Genomic DNA, 18,674 nt, shown 5'->3' with positions numbered 1-18,674 from the left:
AAGCTGACCAAACGCACAAGTTTGATACAGCACGCTCCAGGACGGAGCACTTGAGGCGCGGCGCGCAAGCCAGTAATCTGCGCGCCCCCTCGATCAGGGCAGAACGGATTCTGCCTGCGTTTACTGACCGCTCAGTCAATGAATACGGGCGGTTGGCCAACGTGTTGCCAGCCTGAAAGACCCTTTTCATCCGTTCAGAACGAAGTCGAGCAGGAAGGTTTTGCCAACCCGGAAAAGTTGGCCCAACCCTTGCCAAACAGCTGTGGCCTATCGAAAAAAGCTGACTCGCAAGACAACAAAAGCGCCATCAACGAGCGCTGACAACAGATCAATCAAGGGAGCGACACTCGCAATGCGTACCATCAACAGCCTGATCCTCGCCGGCGGCCTGCTGGCCTGCGGCACCACCTTCGGCGGCGACCTGCTGCAATGGCAGAACAACAGCCTGACTTACCTGTGGGGCAAGAACTTCAAGGTCAACCCGGCCATTCAGCAAACCGTCACGTTCGAACACGCCGATGGCTGGAAGTACGGCGACAACTTCATCTTTGTCGACAAGATCTTCTACCAAGGCCAGAAAGATGCCGGCAACGGCCCGAACACCTATTACGGTGAGATCAGCCCACGCCTGTCGTTCAACAAGATCTTCGACCAGAAGGTCGAGTTCGGCCCGGTCAAGGATGTGCTGCTGGCGATGACCTACGAGTTTGGCGAGGGTGACACCGAGTCGTACCTGATCGGCCCAGGTTTCGACCTGGCCATTCCCGGCTTCGACTACTTCCAGCTGAACTTCTACAACCGCACCACCGACGGCAGCCGCGCGGGCGACAACGTATGGCAGATCACCCCGGTATGGTCGTACACCATCCCGGTGGGCGATTCCGATGTGCTGATTGATGGCTTCATGGACTGGGTGGTGGACAACGACGAAAACCGCCGCGGTACCTACCACGCCAACCTGCATTTCAACCCGCAGATCAAGTATGACCTGGGCAAGGCGCTGCACCTGGGCGAGAAACAACTGTATGTGGGTGTGGAATACGACTACTGGAAAAACAAATATGGCATCAAGGACAGCGATGCCTTTACCACCGACCAGAACACCATGAGTTTCCTGGTAAAAGTGCACTTCTGATGCGCTGAAACGTGACAGCGCGTTGTATTTTTAACGCGTTGTCACGTGCAATTCCATGCGCATCATGTAAGTAATTTCCTACAGCGGATTCAGATAGTTCTTAATTGCATTAAGTCTCGCCTTAAAAAAACACAGCATCAAGACAATCAACAACACATCAAATAGCACCATAGCCCCCTCTGTTTTGACAATTTTTTTGCACTCCGCCCTTTAGCATGCTTGTCTTCTGCATTCAAAAAAAGAAAACAGGCCTACTTAATGCGCACCTCCCTCACCGCCCCCTGGCGGTATCTTCTGTTAGTTTGCTCACTGTGGTTTGGCATTTTCCTGCTGACCCGCCTGATATTGCTGGCTACCCATCTGGATGAAGTCCATGGCGACTACCTCTCACTGCTCTTCAGTGGGGCCCTTTACGACCTGAGCTTCCTCACCTACGCCGCACTGCCGCTGGGGTTGTACCTGGCAGTGTGCCCGGCCGCCTTGTGGCGCACACGCTGGCACCACCGGCTGATGAGCGGGGTGCTGGTTGTCAGCCTGTTCGTGATGCTGTTCGTCGCCGTGGCCGAGTGGCTGTTCTGGGACGAGTTCGGGGTACGCTTCAACTTCATCGCCGTCGACTACCTGGTGTACTCCAAGGAGGTGCTGGACAACATCCGCGAGTCCTACCCGCTACCGACCCTGTTGGGCTGTATTGCCGTGGTTGCGGTGCTGCTTGCCCTGATCCTGCACAAACCACTGGCCCGGGCGCTGGCAGCGCCCAGCGCCAACCTGCGCCAGCGCCTGGGCGGTATTGCGCTGCTGGCAGTGCTAGGCGGGTTGAGCGCGCTGCTGGTCGACCAGCAGTTCCCCCGCGGCCAGGGCGGCAATGCCTACCAGCGCGAGTTGGCCAGTAACGGACCGTATCAGTTCTTTGCCGCGTTCCGTAACAACGAACTCGACTACACCCAGTTCTATGCCAGCCTCGACGCAGCACAAGCCGGTGCGCAGATGCACCAGGAACTGGCCGAGCCCAACGCACGGTTCCAGGCCAGCGAGCCCGAGGACATTCGCCGCCACATCAGCGCCAGCGGCGAGCCACGCAAGCCCAACATCATCCTGGTCACCATCGAGAGTTTCAGCGCCAAGTACATGGGCAGCAACGGCGACCCGCGCAACCTCACGCCCAACCTGGATGCCTTGCGCCGCGAGAGCCTGTACTTCAACAACTTCTATGCCACCGGCACCCGTACCGATCGCGGCCTGGAGGCCATTACCCTGTCGATTCCGCCAACGCCGGGGCGCTCCATTGTCAAACGCATCGGCCGTGAAAGCGGCTACGGCAGCCTCGGCCAGCAACTGGCTGCAGTCGGCTATGACCCCGTGTTCGTCTATGGTGGGCGCGGATACTTCGACAACATGAACGCCTTCTTCAGCGGCAACGGTTACCGCATCGTCGACCAAAGCAGCGTGGATGAAAGCGAAATCGGCTTCAAGAATGCCTGGGGCATGGCCGATGAAGACCTGTATCGGCAGGCGCTGAAACTGGCCGATGCCGACCATGCCAAGCAGCAGCCGTTCTTGCTACAACTGATGACCACCTCCAACCACCGCCCTTATACCTACCCGGACGGCCGCATCGACATCCCCTCGGGCGACGGCCGCGAAGGTGCCGTGAAGTACACCGACCATGCCATCGCCCAGTTCCTGCGCGAGGCCAAGGGCAAGCCGTGGTTTGACAATACGTTGTTCGTCTTCGTCGCCGACCACACCGCCGGTAGCGCCGGCGTGGAAGACTTGCCGGTGAGCAATTACCAGATTCCGCTGTGGATCTATGCACCCAAACTGATCGCCCCGCGCGAAGACGCACAACTGGCCAGCCAGATCGACCTTGCACCGACCTTGCTCGGCCTGCTCAACCTCAGCTACACCTCAACCTTCTTTGGCCGCGACCTGCTGGGTGAGGATGCCTTGCCGCCACGGGTCTTGATCGGCAACTACCAGCACTTGGGGCTGTTCGACGGCAAGGACCTGGCGATCCTCAGCCCACGCGGCGGCATGCGGGTGCACCAGGATGCCTTGGGCAACAGCCGGGAAATGGCAGCCACCAGCGACAACCCGCTGATCCGCCGGGCTATCGCGTACTACCAGAGTGCGGCAAACGACTTCAGCAAAGGGCTGCTGGCCTGGAAACCACAGGATCAAGGTGCGGTGGTAGAACAATAAACCCGTGAGCCAACAACGCGGTATATGGCACCGGCTTTGCCGGTGTTCGCGGGCTTGCCCGCTGCCACAGGGTTAAAGCTGTTTCTGAGGTTTGCAGTGTACTTGTGGGCAAAGCCCCGGCCCTGCAGCCTCATGTGCCCGGCCGGATCGCCCGCCACAATTTGCCGGCAATCGCTACCACCGCCAGTACCACGGCACCGGCCACCACCCCGACAAGACCGTTTAGCAGCGCCCCGGTCAGGGCGCCACCGCGCCCCTCGCTGAACGCTTCGATGGCGTGATGCAGCGGCTCGATGCCATGCACCAGAATCCCACCGCCGACCAAAAACATCGCCGCCGTGCCGATCACCGACAGGCTCTTCATCATGTAGGGCGCAGCCCGCAGGATGCCGTTGCCGACGGCCTGGGTCACGCTAGACGCCTTTTGGGTCATCCACAACCCCAGGTCATCGAGCTTGACGATACCCGCCACCAGCCCGTATACGCCGATGGTCATGACGATGGCGATGCCCGACAGCACGATGATCTGCTGGCTCAGCGGCGCATCGGCCACGGTACCCAGGGTAATGGCAATGATCTCGGCCGACAGGATGAAGTCGGTGCGCACCGCGCCCTTGATCTTGGCCTTCTCGAAGGCCACCAGGTCGACATTGGCATCAGCCACGGCTTCCTTTCGCGCCTTGTGCTGCGCGTCGTCCTCTTCCTTGCTGTGCAAGAACTTGTGCGCCAGCTTCTCGAAGCCTTCGAAGCACAGGTAGGCACCACCGATCATCAACAGCGGCGTCACTGCCCACGGAATGAACGCGCTGATCAGCAGCGCCGCCGGCACCAGGATTGCCTTGTTGACGAATGACCCCTTGGCCACCGCCCACACCACCGGGACCTCCCGCTCGGCACGCACACCGGTAACCTGCTGAGCGTTCAGCGCCAGGTCATCGCCCAGCACACCTGCAGTTTTTTTTGCCGCCACCTTGGTCATTAGCGAGACGTCATCAAGCACCGTGGCGATGTCGTCGATCAGTACCAGTAGACTGCTTCCTGCCATGTTTGCCTGTATCCCGATAAGTGTGTGCCACGGATTCTAGCCCAAAGCCGCTGCCTTGAGCGCCCGTCGAGCCCGGTGCTACCATGCCCGATCCCTCTTAGAGGTGGCCAGACACGAGGAAGATCCCTGACCATGAGCACCATTCGCGAGCGCAACAAGGAACTGATCCTGCGCGCGGCCAGCGAGGAATTCGCCGACAAGGGCTTCGCCGCCACCAAGACCAGCGATATCGCGGCCAAGGCCGGCCTGCCCAAGCCGAACGTGTATTACTACTTCAAGTCCAAGGACAACCTCTACCGCGAGGTCCTGGAAAGCATCATCGCGCCAATCATGCAGGCGTCGACGCCGTTCAATGCCGACGGCGACCCGAAGGAAGTATTGAGTGCGTACATTCGTTCGAAGATCCGCATTTCGCGCGACCTGCCACACGCCTCCAAGGTTTTTGCCAGCGAGATCATGCACGGCGCCCCGCACCTGTCGCCGAACCAGGTAGAGCAGCTGAACGAACAGGCCCGGCACAACATCGAGTGCATCCAGCGCTGGATCGACCGCGGGCAGATCGCCCACGTGGATGCGCACCACCTGATGTTCAGCATCTGGGCGGCGACACAGACCTATGCAGATTTTGACTGGCAGATTTCTGCGGTGACCGGCAAGGCCAAGCTGGCCGACAGCGATTATGACGCGGCAGCCGAGACCATCATCCGCATGGTCTTGAAAGGCTGTGAGCCTGAAGCAGCCTGACAGGGCCAGTGGGGCTGCTTTGCAGCCCAATCGCCGGCAAGCCAGCTCCCACAGGATTTCCACAGTTCCTGATCACTGTGGTGTACCTGTGGGAGCTGGCTTGCCGGCGCTGTGGCCAGATCAGGCCACAGCGATTTAGGCTGCTACACCCGCATCCGCCTTCATACCCACCTCCTCGATTGCACTGATTGCACACTGCTCGTCGATATCCGACGTATCGCCGCTGATCCCTACCGCACCCAGCACCTTGCCGTCCTGATCACGGATCAGCACGCCCCCCGGCGCCGGCACCACCGGCCGCTCGCCCATCCCGTTCAATGCGGCAAAAAACGCCGGCCGTTGCTGCGCATCCAGCGCCAGCAAGCGCGATCCCTTGCCCAGGGCAATCGCCCCCCAGGCTTTGCCAGTGGCCACCTCAGGCCGGATCAGGCTGGCGCCGTCCTCACGCTGAAGCGCCAGCAGGTGCCCGCCGGCATCCAGCACCGCCACGGTCAGTGGCGCGGCATTGATCTTGCGGCCCGCCGCCAGTGCGGCGTTCACCAGGCTGACAGCGACTTTCAGGTTCAAGACGTTCATGGAAAGGTCCTCTTCTTGTTGTGAGAAGCCCTGAGGGCAGTTGAAAACCGATAGGGCAAATAGAACACAACGAAAGGCATTTTTGTATACAATATTTTGAAACGATCGTATGCGATGGCGCAAATAGCCGTTTTCACGGCCGCTCTGACGAATCCTGGCCCACCCGATGAAAACCCATTGACCTGAGCCGCCAGCCGTGAATACACTCTATCGCAAAGCAAGTTGTATACAATTACAAAATCGATGAGGCACAACCCATGAGCAAAATGAGAGCAATCGATGCAGCCGTTCTGGTCATGCGCCGTGAAGGTGTAGATACCGCGTTCGGCATCCCAGGGGCTGCCATCAACCCGTTGTACTCGGCCCTGAAGAAAGTCGGTGGCATCGATCACGTCCTCGCTCGCCACGTCGAAGGTGCCTCGCACATGGCCGAAGGCTACACCCGTGCCAACCCGGGCAACATCGGCGTGTGCATCGGCACTTCCGGGCCAGCCGGCACCGACATGGTCACCGGCCTGTACAGCGCCTCGGCCGACTCCATCCCGATCCTCTGCATCACCGGCCAGGCCCCGCGTGCACGCCTGCACAAAGAAGACTTCCAGGCCGTCGACATCACCAGCATCGTCAAGCCGGTGACCAAGTGGGCAACCACCGTTCTGGAGCCAGGCCAGGTGCCTTACGCCTTCCAGAAGGCCTTCTATGAAATGCGCACCGGCCGCCCAGGCCCGGTACTGATCGACCTGCCGTTCGACGTGCAGATGGCCGAAATCGAATTCGACATCGACGCCTACGAGCCGCTGGCCGTCAACAAGCCGTCCGCCACTCGCGTACAGGCTGAAAAAGCCCTGGCCCTGCTCAACGACGCCGAGCGTCCGCTGCTGGTAGCCGGTGGCGGCATCATCAACGCCGATGCCAGCGACAAGCTGGTCGAGTTCGCCGAACTGACCGGCGTACCGGTAATCCCGACCCTGATGGGCTGGGGCACCATCCCGGACGACCACGCACAAATGGTCGGCATGGTCGGGCTGCAAACTTCGCACCGCTACGGCAACGCCACCCTGCTCAAATCCGACCTGGTGTTCGGTATCGGTAACCGCTGGGCCAACCGCCACACCGGCTCCGTCGATGTCTACACCGAAGGCCGCAAGTTCGTGCACGTCGACATCGAACCGACCCAGATCGGCCGCGTATTCACCCCGGACCTGGGTATCGTGTCCGACGCCGGCAAGGCCCTGGACGTGTTTCTGGAAGTGGCCCGCGAGTGGAAAGCCGCTGGCAAACTGAAAGACCGTGCTGCCTGGCTGGAAGACTGCCAGCAGCGCAAAGCCAGCCTGCAACGCAAGACCCACTTCGACAACGTGCCGGTCAAGCCGCAGCGCGTGTACGAAGAGATGAACCAGGTATTCGGCAAGGACACCACCTACGTCAGCACCATCGGTCTGTCGCAGATTGCCGGCGCGCAGTTCCTGCACGTTTACAAGCCACGCCACTGGATCAACTGCGGCCAGGCCGGCCCGCTGGGCTGGACCATTCCTGCCGCACTGGGTGTAGTGAAAGCAGACCCGAAACGCAAGGTGGTCGCGCTGTCGGGTGACTACGACTTCCAGTTCATGATCGAAGAACTGGCAGTTGGCGCGCAGTTCAACCTGCCGTACGTCCACGTACTGGTGAACAACGCCTACCTGGGTCTGATCCGTCAGGCGCAGCGTGGCTTCGACATGGATTACTGTGTACAACTGGCGTTCGAGAACATCAACTCGACCGACGCCGCCACCTACGGTGTCGACCACGTTGCAGTGGTCGAAGGTCTGGGCTGCAAGGCCATTCGCGTATTCGAGCCGGCTGAGATCGCCCCTGCCCTGCTCAAGGCACAGAAGATGGCCGAAGAGTTCCGCGTGCCGGTCGTGGTCGAAGTGATCCTCGAGCGCGTGACCAACATTTCCATGGGCACCGAGATCAACGCGGTCAACGAGTTCGAAGACCTGGCGCTGGTCGGCAACGACGCGCCAACCGCCATCTCGATGCTGGACTGATCGCCTGACGCCCCCAGGCACGCCCTGGGGGCCTTCAACGCAAGGAGACAACTCATGCCTCGCTTCGCTGCCAACCTGTCCATGCTGTTCACCGAACAGGACTTCCTGGCCCGCTTCAAGGCTGCCGCCGATGCTGGTTTCAGCGGCGTCGAATACCTGTTCCCGTATGACTTCAGCGCTGCCGACATCAAGCAGCAGCTAGAAGCCAACGGCCTGACCCAGGTGCTTTTCAACCTGCCTGCTGGCGACTGGGCCAAGGGTGAGCGCGGTATCACCTGCCACCCCGACCGCATCGAAGAATTCCGTGCCGGTGTCGACAAGGCCATCGAGTACGCCAAGGTGCTGGGCAATACCCAGGTCAACGCCCTGGCCGGCATTCGCCCACAAGGCCCGGACTGCGCCACCGTGCGCAAGACCTTCGTGGAGAACCTGCGCTACGCCGCCGACAAGCTCAAGGCTGCCGGTATTCGTCTGGTCATGGAAATGATCAACACCCGCGACATCCCGGGCTTCTACCTGAACACCACCCAGCAAGCGCTGGAAATCCAGGCTGAAGTGGGCAGTGACAACCTGTTCCTGCAGTACGACATCTACCACATGCAGATCATGGAAGGTGACCTGGCTCGCACCATGGAAACCAACCTCCAGCTGATCAACCACATTCAGCTGGCCGACAACCCGGGCCGTCACGAGCCTGGTACTGGCGAAATCAACTACCGCTTCTTGTTCGAGCACCTGGACCGCATTGGCTACCAGGGCTGGGTGGGCGCGGAGTACAAGCCCAAGACCACCACCGAAGCGGGCCTGGGCTGGCTGAAAACCCATGTGGGAGCGGGCTTGTCCCGCGAAAGCGCCCGCAAAGACACCTCCATTGCCTGACCGATCGCATTCGCGGGGCAAGCCCGCTCCCACAGGGTTTTGTGGCAGCCCCGCAGTCAGGTATCAACAAATATAAGAGGCACATTATCATGGCTAAAATCGGTTTCATCGGCACCGGCATCATGGGCAAGCCCATGGCCCAAAACCTGCAAAAAGCAGGTCACAGCCTGTTCGTTTCCACCCACCACGACGCCGCGCCAGCCGACCTGATCGCCGCCGGTGCAGTGGCCCTGGCCAACCCGAAAGAAGTTGCCCAGGAAGCCGAATTCATCATCGTCATGGTGCCGGACACCCCGCAGGTGGAAGCCGTACTGTTCGGTGAAAACGGCGTTGCCGAAGGCGTGGGCCCGAACAAGGTCGTGATCGACATGAGCTCGATCTCGCCTACCGCCACCAAAGCGTTCGCCGAAAAAATCAAGGCAACCGGCGCAGCCTACCTGGACGCCCCGGTGTCCGGTGGTGAAGTCGGCGCCAAGGCCGCGACCCTGAGCATCATGGTCGGTGGCTGCCCGAAAGCCTTCGAGCGCACCCTGCCGCTGTTCGAAGCCATGGGCAAGAACATCACCCGCGTGGGTGGTAACGGTGACGGCCAGACCGCCAAGGTTGCCAACCAGATCATCGTCGCCCTGAACATCCAGGCCGTGGCCGAAGCCCTGCTGTTTGCCGCCAAGAACGGCGCCGACCCGGCCAAGGTGCGTGAAGCACTGATGGGCGGCTTTGCTTCGTCGAAAATCCTCGAAGTGCACGCAGAGCGCATGATCAAAGGCACCTTCGACCCAGGCTTCCGCATCAACCTGCACCAGAAAGACCTGAACCTTGCCCTGCAAGGTGCCAAGGAACTGGGCATCAACCTGCCCAACACCTCCAATGCCCAGCAAGTGTTCAACACCTGCCAGGCCCTGGGTGGCGGTAACTGGGACCACTCGGCGCTGATCAAAGGCCTGGAGCACATGGCCAACTTCTCGATCCGCGGCGACAAGTAAGTTGTAGACCGTACCGGCCTCTTCGCGGCGGTTCGGCGCGAAGAAGCCAACACCGCTGAACCTGCGACCACAGGTTCAGCGGGAGCACCGAGCAACACCCGCCCCTGGTTCGGCCTGCACGGAGGCAGTTCCAGGGGCGTTTTTGGTTTTGCAGAACAACAATAACTGGGAGCCTGCCATGTCGGTCGATCCGCAAAAAATTCTCCGCGAGCTGTTCGACACAGCCATCGCTGCCGCCCACCCCCGCCAAGTCCTCGAACCCTACCTGCCCGCCGACCGTAGCGGCCGGGTCATCGTCATCGGCGCCGGCAAGGCCGCAGCCGCCATGGCCGAAGTGGTCGAGAAAAGCTGGCAGGGCGAAGTTTCCGGCCTGGTCGTGACCCGTTACGGCCACGGCGCCAACTGCCAGAAGATCGAGGTGGTCGAAGCCGCCCACCCGGTCCCCGACGCCGCCGGCCTGGCGGTAGCCAAGCGCGTGCTGGAGCTGGTCAGCAACCTCAATGAAGACGACCGCGTCATCTTCCTGCTGTCTGGCGGTGGTTCCGCCCTGCTGGCACTGCCGGCCGAGGGCCTTACCCTGGCCGACAAGCAACAGATCAACAAGGCACTGCTCAAATCCGGCGCCACCATCGGCGAGATGAACTGCGTGCGCAAGCACCTCTCGGCGATCAAGGGCGGCCGCCTGGCCAAGGCCTGCTGGCCGGCCACGGTCTACACCTATGCCATTTCCGATGTACCGGGCGACCTTGCCACCGTGATCGCCTCTGGCCCCACCGTGGCCGACCCGAGCACGTCGGCTGACGCCCTGGCTATTTTGAAACGCTACAACATCGAAGCGCCCAAAGCAGTCATCGACTGGCTGAACAACCCGGCTTCGGAAACCGTCAAGGCCGATGACCCGGCCCTGGCTCGCAGCCACTTCCAGCTGATTGCCAAACCCCAGCAATCGCTCGAAGCCGCTGCGGTAAAAGCCCGACAGGCAGGTTTCAGCCCGCTGATCCTCGGCGACCTGGAAGGCGAATCACGCGAGGTGGCCAAGGTGCACGCCGGTATCGCCCGGCAGATCGTCCAGCATGGCCAGCCACTGAAGGCACCCTGCGTGATCCTGTCAGGCGGCGAAACCACTGTGACCGTACGCGGCAATGGCCGTGGCGGGCGCAACGCCGAGTTCCTGCTCAGCCTCACTGAAAGCCTGAAAGGCCTCGCGGGCGTATACGCCTTGGCCGGCGACACCGACGGCATCGATGGCTCGGAAGAAAACGCCGGTGCCTTCATGACCCCAGGCAGCTACGCCCGCGCCGAGGCCCTGGGCCTGTCGGCCAGCGACGAGCTGGACAACAACAACGGCTATGGCTATTTCGCCGCGCTGGATGCGCTGATCGTCACCGAACCGACCCGCACCAACGTCAACGACTTCCGCGCCATCCTGATCCTCGAGACTGCCCAATCATGACGCCTGATAAAAAAGTAAAGATCCTCGCCACCCTCGGCCCTGCGATCAACGGCATCGACGACATCCGCCAACTGGTCGAAGCCGGGGTGAACATCTTCCGCCTCAACTTCAGCCACGGCGAACACGCTGACCACGCCCTGCGTTACCAGTGGATCCGCGAAGTGGAGCAGCAACTGAACTACCCGCTGGGTATCCTCATGGACCTGCAGGGGCCGAAGCTGCGCGTGGGCCGCTTCGCTGAAGGCAAGGTGCAGCTGCAACGCGGCCAGGCCCTGCGCCTGGACCTGGACAAGACCCCGGGCGACAGCCGTCGGGTCAACCTGCCACACCCTGAAATCATCGCAGCCCTTGAGCCCGGCATGGACCTTTTGCTGGACGACGGCAAGCTGCGCCTGCGCGTCACCGCCAAGCACAACGACGCCATCGACACTGAAGTGCTGAACGGTGGCGAGTTGTCCGACCGCAAGGGCGTCAACGTACCGCAAGCAGTACTCGACCTGTCCCCGCTCACCGAAAAGGACCGCCGCGACCTGGCCTTTGGCCTGGAACTGGGCGTGGACTGGGTGGCCCTGTCGTTTGTACAGCGCCCTGAGGACATCGTTGAAGCCCGCCAGCTGATTGGCGACCGTGCCTACCTGATGGCCAAGATCGAGAAGCCGTCGGCAGTCGAACAACTGCAAGCCATCGCCGAACTGTCAGACGCAATCATGGTGGCCCGCGGTGACCTTGGCGTGGAAGTGCCGGCCGAAAGCGTGCCGCAAATCCAGAAGCGCATCATCAGCACCTGCCGCCAGCTGGGCAAACCGGTGGTGGTGGCCACGCAGATGCTCGAGTCCATGCGTTTCTCCCCAGCGCCGACCCGGGCCGAAGTCACCGACGTGGCCAACGCCGTGGCCGAAGGTGCCGATGCGGTCATGTTGTCGGCTGAGACTGCCTCGGGTGACTACCCGTTGGAGGCCGTGCAGATGATGAGCAAGATCATACGCCAGGTGGAAAACGGCCCGGACTACCAGGCCCAGCTCGACGTTGGCCGGCCAAAAGCCGAGGCCACCGTGTCGGACGCCATCAGCTGCGCCATCCGCCGCATCAGCGGCATCCTGCCGGTGGCGGTGCTGGTCAACTACAGCGAGTCAGGCGCCTCGACCCTGCGCGCTGCACGCGAGCGGCCACGGGCACCGATCCTCAACCTGACACCGAACCTGAACACCGCGCGCCGCCTCAGCGTGGCCTGGGGCGTGCATTCGGTGGTCAACGACCGCCTGCGTCAGGTGGACGAAGTGGTTTCCACCGCCCTGGAGATTGCCCAGGCGCAAGGCATGGCCAGCCGTGGCGACACGCTGCTGATCACTGCCGGTGTGCCTTTCGGCAAGCCAGGCTCGACTAACACGCTGCGGATCGAGACTTTGATCTGATCCAAAGGCCCTTTCGCGGGGCAAGCCCGCTCCCACAAGTACGCCGCTGTCCCAAGGAAAGCGCTTTACCTGTGGGAGCGGGCCTGCCCCGCGAATGGAGGGCAAAGCCCTCCCCTTGCACCACGACAACAAACCTGCGGAAAAACGAGGCCCAAAGAGGCCCACCGCTCCCCCATCAACCTCACTGACTGCCCCATGTACACCAAAAATTTCGTCAACCCGTGCCCTGACTGGGCCACGGCGTTACTCAACGGCTTCAGCCAGGTGCTGCTGCTGCGCAACCCCCTGTGCGGCCTGTGCTGCCTGCTGGCCATCCTGCTGACCGCGCCCGACCTGGTCGGCGGCGCCCTGCTCGGCGCCCTGGCCGGCCTGCTCACCGCCCAGGCCCGCGGCTACGACCGCGCCGACCGCCAGGCCGGGCTGTACTGCTACAACGGCGTGCTGATCGGCATCCTGATCAGCGCCGTGTTGCCCTGGTCGGTCATGCTGCCGCCGCTGATCATCGCTGCCGGCGGGCTGTCCAGCATCATTACCCACCAGTGGCGCAAGCGCGGCGGCAAACTGCTGATCGCCTACACCGCGCCGTTTGTGCTGCTGGGCTGGGCCACCCTGCTGATCACCAGCCCCGCCCCCAGCGGCTTCGTCGAAGCCGACCCGCTGCAGGCCCTGGCGCGTGGTGTGGGTCAGATCTTCCTGCTCGACCAGCCCTGGGCCGGCTTGCTGATCATTGTCGGCATGTTCATTGCCAACCCCTATGCGGCAATGTGGGCTGTGATCGGCTCGGCCATCGGTGGCGGTGTGGCGCTGCTCGCCGATCAGGCGCAAGGTGCCTGGTTGGGGCTATACGGTTTCAACGCAGCCTTGGCGGCACTGGCCTTCAGCAGACAAGGTGAAAAGCCGTGGGTGACGCTGCTGGCGATTGCCCTGGCCTTGCTGCTGCAACCGCTATTCAAGCTGCTGCCGGTTCCTGGCCTGACCGCGCCCTTTGTCGCCGCCTGTTGGCTGATGCATGTAGCGGGTCACCTAGGTCACAGGACACAGAAAGACAGCTCACATCAATTACCGAACTGACTGGGGGCTGCAGATATCCACTCCGTCTCTGACGGCTGCCTAATGGGGGCTGGATCGGGTGCCGAGGACATCCTCTTTGGTAGGCCCCGGGGCGGAAGTGGGGGCGGTGGCGAGGGCGGAGGTAGAGGATGAAGAGGCTTCGGAAGACGGCGTAGCGCTAGCTGCTCATCGATCTTCCTCTGCAGCGCTAGATTCTGTTCTTGAAGGCGAGCATTGTCCGCTTGAGATCGCTCCAACTGTTTCCGAGTAGCGCCCAGACCAGCAACCTTCGCCACCGTAAACCGTCCATCCTTCCCTTTGGAAATCTCGTATCCAGCATTACCAATACCCAAGCTGTAAGCTTCAGAGCTGTTCTCGAAATATTTCTTCACTCCTGGTTTGAAAGTGCTCGGTATGCCTAAGCGCTTAAACTCAGCAGTTAGCCCAGTTTTCATACTTTTCATCTGACCTGACGGGTCAGAGCTGTTTATCGGATCACCCTCACAATAACAGTAAGCATTCAGCCCACCCTGCCCAAAAGGGCTTAAACCATCCGGGCTGTGAAAGCGCATAAAAATGGGGCTATAAAATCGGTGGCCATTGCCCAGCGCATAGGCTTGCAAGGTACCATCGTGCCTTTCGCCATTGAAACCTACTGAAGGAATCGGCCAATTCAGTGAATACCCATAAGCTGTGTATGACCGTATCCACTTCGCCTGACCACCCTCGACAGCGATTTGCTCGGGTAACTGTCCATTGTTCATTTCATACTCGCCTCATGCCCCCTGACCCTAAGCTATTCTGGTCCAGCCAATCCGATCCGGAAAACTAGCAATTTTAACAGCTCATTCGTTGCAGCCTTGGGCAAAGACCCTCTAGGCTTGCTGCTTCGTTTTCGGAACACAACCCATGCCCCCTCCGCTATCCCTGCGCGAACGCCTCTACATCATGGTCTTCCAGACCGACACCGTAGCCGGTCGCCGCTTCGACAAAATCCTCTTGTTGATCATCCTGGCCAGCTTGGTCACTGTCATCCTCGACAGCATTGACGAAGTGCACCAGGGCTACTCCGGCGTGCTGGCGGCCATCGAATGGGGCTTTACTGCCGTTTTCCTGGCCGAGTACATCACCCGCCTGTACTGCTCGCCCAAGCCCTTGCGCTATGCCTTCAGTTTTTATGGCCTGGTCGACCTGCTGGCGATCGTCCCCGGGATCATCGCCCTGTACTACAGCGACGCCCAGTACCTGCTGATCATCCGGGTCATCCGCATGCTGCGGATCTTCCGCGTGCTCAAGCTCAGCCCGTACCTCAAGCAGGCCAACTACCTGATGGAGGCGCTGCGCGGTAGCAAGCAGAAGATCATCGTGTTCCTGGTCAGCGTATCGACCCTGGTAACGGTGTTCGGCACGCTGATGTATGTGATCGAAGGCCCGGAACATGGGTTTACCAGCATCCCCAAAGGCATCTACTGGGCCATCGTCACCCTCACCACCGTGGGCTTTGGCGATATCGTGCCAAAGACGCCGCTTGGGCAGGTGCTGTCGTCGCTGGTGATGATTACCGGTTACTCGATCATTGCTGTGCCGACCGGCATCTTTACCGCCGAACTGGCCAATGCCATGCGCGGGGAGCAGTTGCAGCATGATTGCCCGACGTGTCACAAGAAGACGCATGAGCATGGGGCGGCGTTCTGTTCCCGGTGTGGGAATGGGCTGTTTCCTAAACAATGATGCTGCCTGTACTGGCCCTTTCGCGGGCACGCCCGCTCCCACAGATACCATGCAATTTTCAGGTTTGTGGTGGTCCTGTGGGAGCGGGCGAGCCCGCGAAGAGGCCGGGACTGGCAACGGCATAACCAAAGTGTTTTTTGTTCTTTATCCCGCTTCAAGCCACCCGCTATAGTCGCTGGCACTCTGCCCCAAAACCCTTCAAGAACAAGGAAGCAACGTGAAAAAACTCTTCACCGCCTCGCTGCTCGCCGCAGGCCTGGCCCTGGGCAACCTCGCCCAGGCCGCCCCCACCCTGCTGAACGTTTCCTACGACGTGATGCGCGACTTCTACAAGGACTACAACCCGGCCTTCCAGAAGCACTGGGAAGCCGAGCACAAAGAGAAGGTCAACGTGCAAATGTCCTTCGGCGGCTCGAGCAAACAGGCGCGTGCGGTAATCGATGGCCTGCCAGCCGATGTCATCACCATGAACATGGCCACCGATATCAACGCCTTGGTCGACAATGGCAAGCTGGTGCCGGATAACTGGGTCACCCGCCTGCCGAACAACAGCGCGCCGTTCACCTCGGCCACTGTGTTCATCGTGCGCAAGGGCAACCCAAAAGCCCTGAAAGACTGGCCCGACCTGCTCAAGGACGGCGTGCAGGTGATCGTGCCCAACCCGAAAACGTCGGGTAACGGCCGCTACACCTACTTGTCGGCCTGGGGCTATGTGCTCAAGCAAGGCGGCGACGAGGCCAAAGCCCGTGATTTCGTTGGCAAGTTGTTCAAACAAGCGCCAGTGCTGGACACCGGTGGCCGTGCCGCCACCACCACCTTCATGACCAACCAGATTGGTGATGTGCTGGTCACCTTCGAGAACGAAGCCGAAATGATCGCCCGCGAGTTTGGCCGCGACCAGTTCGAAGTGGTCTACCCAAGCGTGTCGGCCGAAGCCGAGCCACCTGTCACTGTGGTCGACAAGGTCGTGGCGAAGAAAGGTACCCAGGCTGTGGCCGAGGAATACCTGAAGTACCTGTGGTCGCCAGCAGCCCAGGAGATCGCCGCCACCAACTACCTGCGCCCGCGTGATGCGACGGTACTGGCCAAGTACACCGACCGCTTCCCCAAAGTGGAATTCCTGTCGGTGGAGAAGACCTTCGGTGACTGGCGCACCGTGCAGAAGACCCACTTCAACGATGGTGGCGTGTTCGACCAGATCTATACCGGCCAGTAATTGATGCAGGCAGGCACTGCACAATGCCCGCAGCGTGTGCAGTGCCTGTAGGAGCTGGCTTGCCGGCGATAGGGCCAGTTGCTTTGACACACTTCTTCGAACTTTCTTCATCAACCGACAATCAGTTCCTTGAGTAACCCTGCCCCGCTCACCCCGGCCCAAGGAGTACTCCAGTGCTGCGCTTTCTCTCAACCCTGCTGCTCGGCTGCCTGCTGAGCACCCACCTGCTTGCCGCTGACCCCGCCCCCACCGAAGAACAACCCGCCGAACCCGCACCGGTCTTGCAAGGCGGCCTGCTGGGCGCCCTGGCCGACGGCCTGGACAGCGCCGCACAGGAACTCGACCTTGATGCCCATCTGGTTGATGCCTGGCGCCTGCGCACCGACCGCGCCGCCAAGGAGGTCGAGCGCCTGGTTGACCGGCACTCGGCCGACGACTCGCTCCATCTGATCGGCAACTTCATCCTGCTTACCCTGACTTGGGCCGCCAGCTTCGCCGCATTCACAAGCCTCGGCCGGTGGGTCGCCAACCGCGCTTCAGGCAAGCCCTGGCTACGCGAACGCAAGCGCGCCAGCAGCCTGCTCGGCTACTTGCTGCCCTATACCCTGCCGGCATTGGCCAGCTTACCGCTGACACTGTACGCCAGCCGCTTTCTCGACCCGTCGGTAGCGCGCGCACTGGGCCTGAGCCTGGCCTACGCCACCAGCAGCGGCCTGTTCTCGACCTCGATCATCCTGTGCCTGGTGACCCTGTTCGACGCCGGCCACAAACGCGCCGCTGTGGCGGTAATCAAACGCCTGGCCCCCCGCCCGCTGTTCATGATCGGCTTTCTCGCTGCCTGGAGCGATGCCCTGACCAGCCCACAGATTGCCCGCCAGCTTGGCGGCAACATCACCGCCAGCGTCGCCGTGGCCACCGGCCTGATTGCCACCTTCATCTTCGCCAGCCTGGTGGTCCGCCTGCGCCGCCCGGTCGCGCACCTGATCCGCAACCGCGCCTTCAAGGACCGCGTGCAACATCGCGCGGTGCAGGAAACCCTGCGGATCTTTTCGGTGCTGTGGTATTTGCCGATCCTGCTGATGATCCTGGTGTCGGCCATTCACCTGATCGGCGCCGGCGAAGAAAGCCAGAAAGCATTGCAGAAGGCCTTGCTGACCACAGTGCTACTGGTCTCCACGGTGTTTGTCAGCACACTATTGCAACACCTGCTGGCACCGCGCGACGCAGATGCCGGGCAACGGGTACGGCCCTACAGGGAACTGCTGCGCAGCCTGGCCCACGCGCTGCTGCGCATCGCCATGGCAGTGGCCTTCATCGAACTGCTGGGGCGCATCTGGGGCGTTTCGGTGATCGGCTTTGCGCTAAGCAACAGCCTCGGTCAGGCCATCAGCAATTCGCTGTCGAGTATCGGCCTGATCCTGCTGGTCACCTGGCTGCTGTGGGTGGTGCTCGATACTGCCATTCAGGAAGCGCTCAAGCCTGCGGTGGGGCGGCGCGCATCGCGCCAGCCGAGTACCCGGGTACGGACCATCCTGCCGATGCTGCGCAACGCCATCAAGGTCATCCTCATCGTCATCTGCACCATCACCACCATGGCCAACCTGGGGATCAACGTCGCGCCTCTGCTCGCCGGTGCGGGGGTGATCGGCCTGGCCATCGGCTTCGGCTCGCAGCAACTGGTGCAGGATGTGATTACCGGGTTGTTCATTCTGATCGAGGACACCATTTCCATCGGCGATTGGGTCGTGCTTGACTCCGGCCATGCCGGTACCGTCGAGAGCCTGACGATCCGTACGTTGCGCCTGCGCGATGGCAAAGGCTTTGTGCACTCGGTGCCGTTCGGTCAGATCAAGGCGGTTACCAACCAGTCGCGGCAGTTCGCCTATGCGTTTTTCTCGGTGCAGTTCACCTACGACAGTGATGTGGATGCGTCACTGGCACTTATCCATGAAGTGGGCAAGTCGATCAGCGAAGACCCGCTGCTACGCATCAACCTGCAAGGGCCGCTGCAGGTGTTCGGGGTGGACCGCATGGACCTGAACGGGTTTGTGCTGACGGCGCAGTTCCGCACCATTTCCGGCGGGCAATATGCGGTGAGCCGAGCGTTCAACGAGCGGCTGAAGAAGCGGGTGGACCAGACCGACAACGTCAGCTTTGCCCAGGTGTACCCGCTGCCGCTGCAGGCCCTGGGGGCTTGATGCTGCCAGCACTGGCC

Annotated in this window: 14 protein-coding genes and 1 pseudogene; 12 read left to right on the top strand and 3 right to left on the bottom strand. The window is 61.3% G+C overall.

Annotated elements, in window-relative coordinates; all coding sequences use genetic code 11:
• Window positions 1-352: 352 nt before the first annotated feature.
• Both J3A71_RS09250 and J3A71_RS09245 read left to right on the top strand, forming a co-directional pair.
• Complete coding sequence (locus J3A71_RS09250; protein ID WP_016488369.1) at window positions 353-1,135, top strand: outer membrane protein OmpK; 783 nt, start codon at window positions 353-355, stop codon at window positions 1,133-1,135.
• A 258-nt stretch (window positions 1,136-1,393) separates the two neighbouring features.
• Entirely contained in the window at window positions 1,394-3,337 is a 1,944-nt protein-coding gene (locus J3A71_RS09245; RefSeq protein ID WP_016488370.1) for an LTA synthase family protein, read from the top strand.
• A 130-nt stretch (window positions 3,338-3,467) separates the two neighbouring features.
• Here the strand turns inward: J3A71_RS09245 and J3A71_RS09240 are convergent, their stop codons facing one another.
• Window positions 3,468-4,382, bottom strand: coding sequence for a DUF808 domain-containing protein (locus J3A71_RS09240; RefSeq protein WP_016488371.1), 915 nt, complete (start codon window positions 4,380-4,382; stop codon window positions 3,468-3,470).
• Window positions 4,383-4,514: 132 nt separating this feature from the next.
• Here J3A71_RS09240 and J3A71_RS09235 point away from each other — a divergent pair, with 132 nt between their 5' ends.
• Window positions 4,515-5,126, top strand: a complete 612-nt coding sequence (locus J3A71_RS09235; RefSeq protein ID WP_010955036.1) for a TetR/AcrR family transcriptional regulator — start codon at window positions 4,515-4,517, stop codon at window positions 5,124-5,126.
• 135 nt (window positions 5,127-5,261) lie between these two features.
• Here J3A71_RS09235 and J3A71_RS09230 read toward each other — a convergent pair whose 3' ends face one another.
• Window positions 5,262-5,702, bottom strand: a complete 441-nt coding sequence (locus J3A71_RS09230; RefSeq protein WP_016488372.1) for a heme-binding protein — start codon at window positions 5,700-5,702, stop codon at window positions 5,262-5,264.
• A 257-nt stretch (window positions 5,703-5,959) separates the two neighbouring features.
• Between J3A71_RS09230 and gcl the strand changes: the two genes are divergently transcribed.
• The 6 genes from gcl to J3A71_RS09200 all read left to right on the top strand — a co-directional run bounded on the left by gcl (window position 5,960) and on the right by J3A71_RS09200 (window position 13,533).
• Window positions 5,960-7,735 (top strand): glyoxylate carboligase, encoded by a 1,776-nt coding sequence (gene gcl / locus J3A71_RS09225; protein WP_016488373.1) that lies wholly within the window; start codon window positions 5,960-5,962, stop codon window positions 7,733-7,735.
• Window positions 7,736-7,789: 54 nt separating this feature from the next.
• Window positions 7,790-8,614, top strand: coding sequence for a hydroxypyruvate isomerase (gene hyi, locus J3A71_RS09220; RefSeq protein ID WP_016488374.1), 825 nt, complete (start codon window positions 7,790-7,792; stop codon window positions 8,612-8,614).
• 89 nt (window positions 8,615-8,703) lie between these two features.
• A complete protein-coding gene (locus tag J3A71_RS09215; RefSeq protein WP_016488375.1) occupies window positions 8,704-9,597 on the top strand; it encodes a 2-hydroxy-3-oxopropionate reductase in 894 nt (297 codons plus the stop codon).
• Between the two features lie 178 nt (window positions 9,598-9,775).
• Complete coding sequence (locus tag J3A71_RS09210) at window positions 9,776-11,050, top strand: glycerate kinase (protein WP_024717675.1); 1,275 nt, start codon at window positions 9,776-9,778, stop codon at window positions 11,048-11,050.
• The gene (gene pyk, locus J3A71_RS09205; protein WP_060519360.1) at window positions 11,047-12,462 is read left to right on the top strand and encodes a pyruvate kinase; all 1,416 of its coding nucleotides are present in this window, start codon (window positions 11,047-11,049) and stop codon (window positions 12,460-12,462) included. The genes J3A71_RS09210 and pyk overlap by 4 nt, the downstream gene beginning before the upstream one ends.
• Before the next feature lie 195 nt (window positions 12,463-12,657).
• Window positions 12,658-13,533 carry an urea transporter gene (locus J3A71_RS09200; protein WP_016488378.1) on the top strand — a complete coding sequence of 292 codons (876 nt, stop codon included), beginning with the start codon at window positions 12,658-12,660 and terminating at the stop codon, window positions 13,531-13,533.
• Between the two features lie 446 nt (window positions 13,534-13,979).
• Here the strand turns inward: J3A71_RS09200 and J3A71_RS31345 are convergent.
• Window positions 13,980-14,213 (bottom strand): annotated as a pseudogene (locus J3A71_RS31345) (RHS repeat-associated core domain-containing protein); the annotation flags it as partial.
• Window positions 14,214-14,421: 208 nt separating this feature from the next.
• Between J3A71_RS31345 and J3A71_RS09190 the strand changes: the two are divergent.
• The 3 genes from J3A71_RS09190 (at window position 14,422) to J3A71_RS09180 (ending at window position 18,657) form a co-directional block, all read left to right on the top strand.
• Window positions 14,422-15,243, top strand: a complete 822-nt coding sequence (locus J3A71_RS09190) for an ion transporter (RefSeq protein WP_095116905.1) — start codon at window positions 14,422-14,424, stop codon at window positions 15,241-15,243.
• Between the two features lie 217 nt (window positions 15,244-15,460).
• The gene (locus J3A71_RS09185) at window positions 15,461-16,459 is read left to right on the top strand and encodes a sulfate ABC transporter substrate-binding protein (protein ID WP_016488380.1); all 999 of its coding nucleotides are present in this window, start codon (window positions 15,461-15,463) and stop codon (window positions 16,457-16,459) included.
• A 173-nt stretch (window positions 16,460-16,632) separates the two neighbouring features.
• Complete coding sequence (locus J3A71_RS09180) at window positions 16,633-18,657, top strand: mechanosensitive ion channel domain-containing protein (protein ID WP_070086967.1); 2,025 nt, start codon at window positions 16,633-16,635, stop codon at window positions 18,655-18,657.
• The last annotated feature ends 17 nt before the right edge of the window (window positions 18,658-18,674 follow it).

This window comes from Pseudomonas sp. PvP089 (assembly GCF_017875165.1).
Taxonomy (GTDB): domain Bacteria; phylum Pseudomonadota; class Gammaproteobacteria; order Pseudomonadales; family Pseudomonadaceae; genus Aquipseudomonas; species Aquipseudomonas fortuita.
The sequence above is the reverse complement of the archived record's forward strand: the minus strand, read 5'-3'. Positions and strand labels throughout refer to the sequence as shown.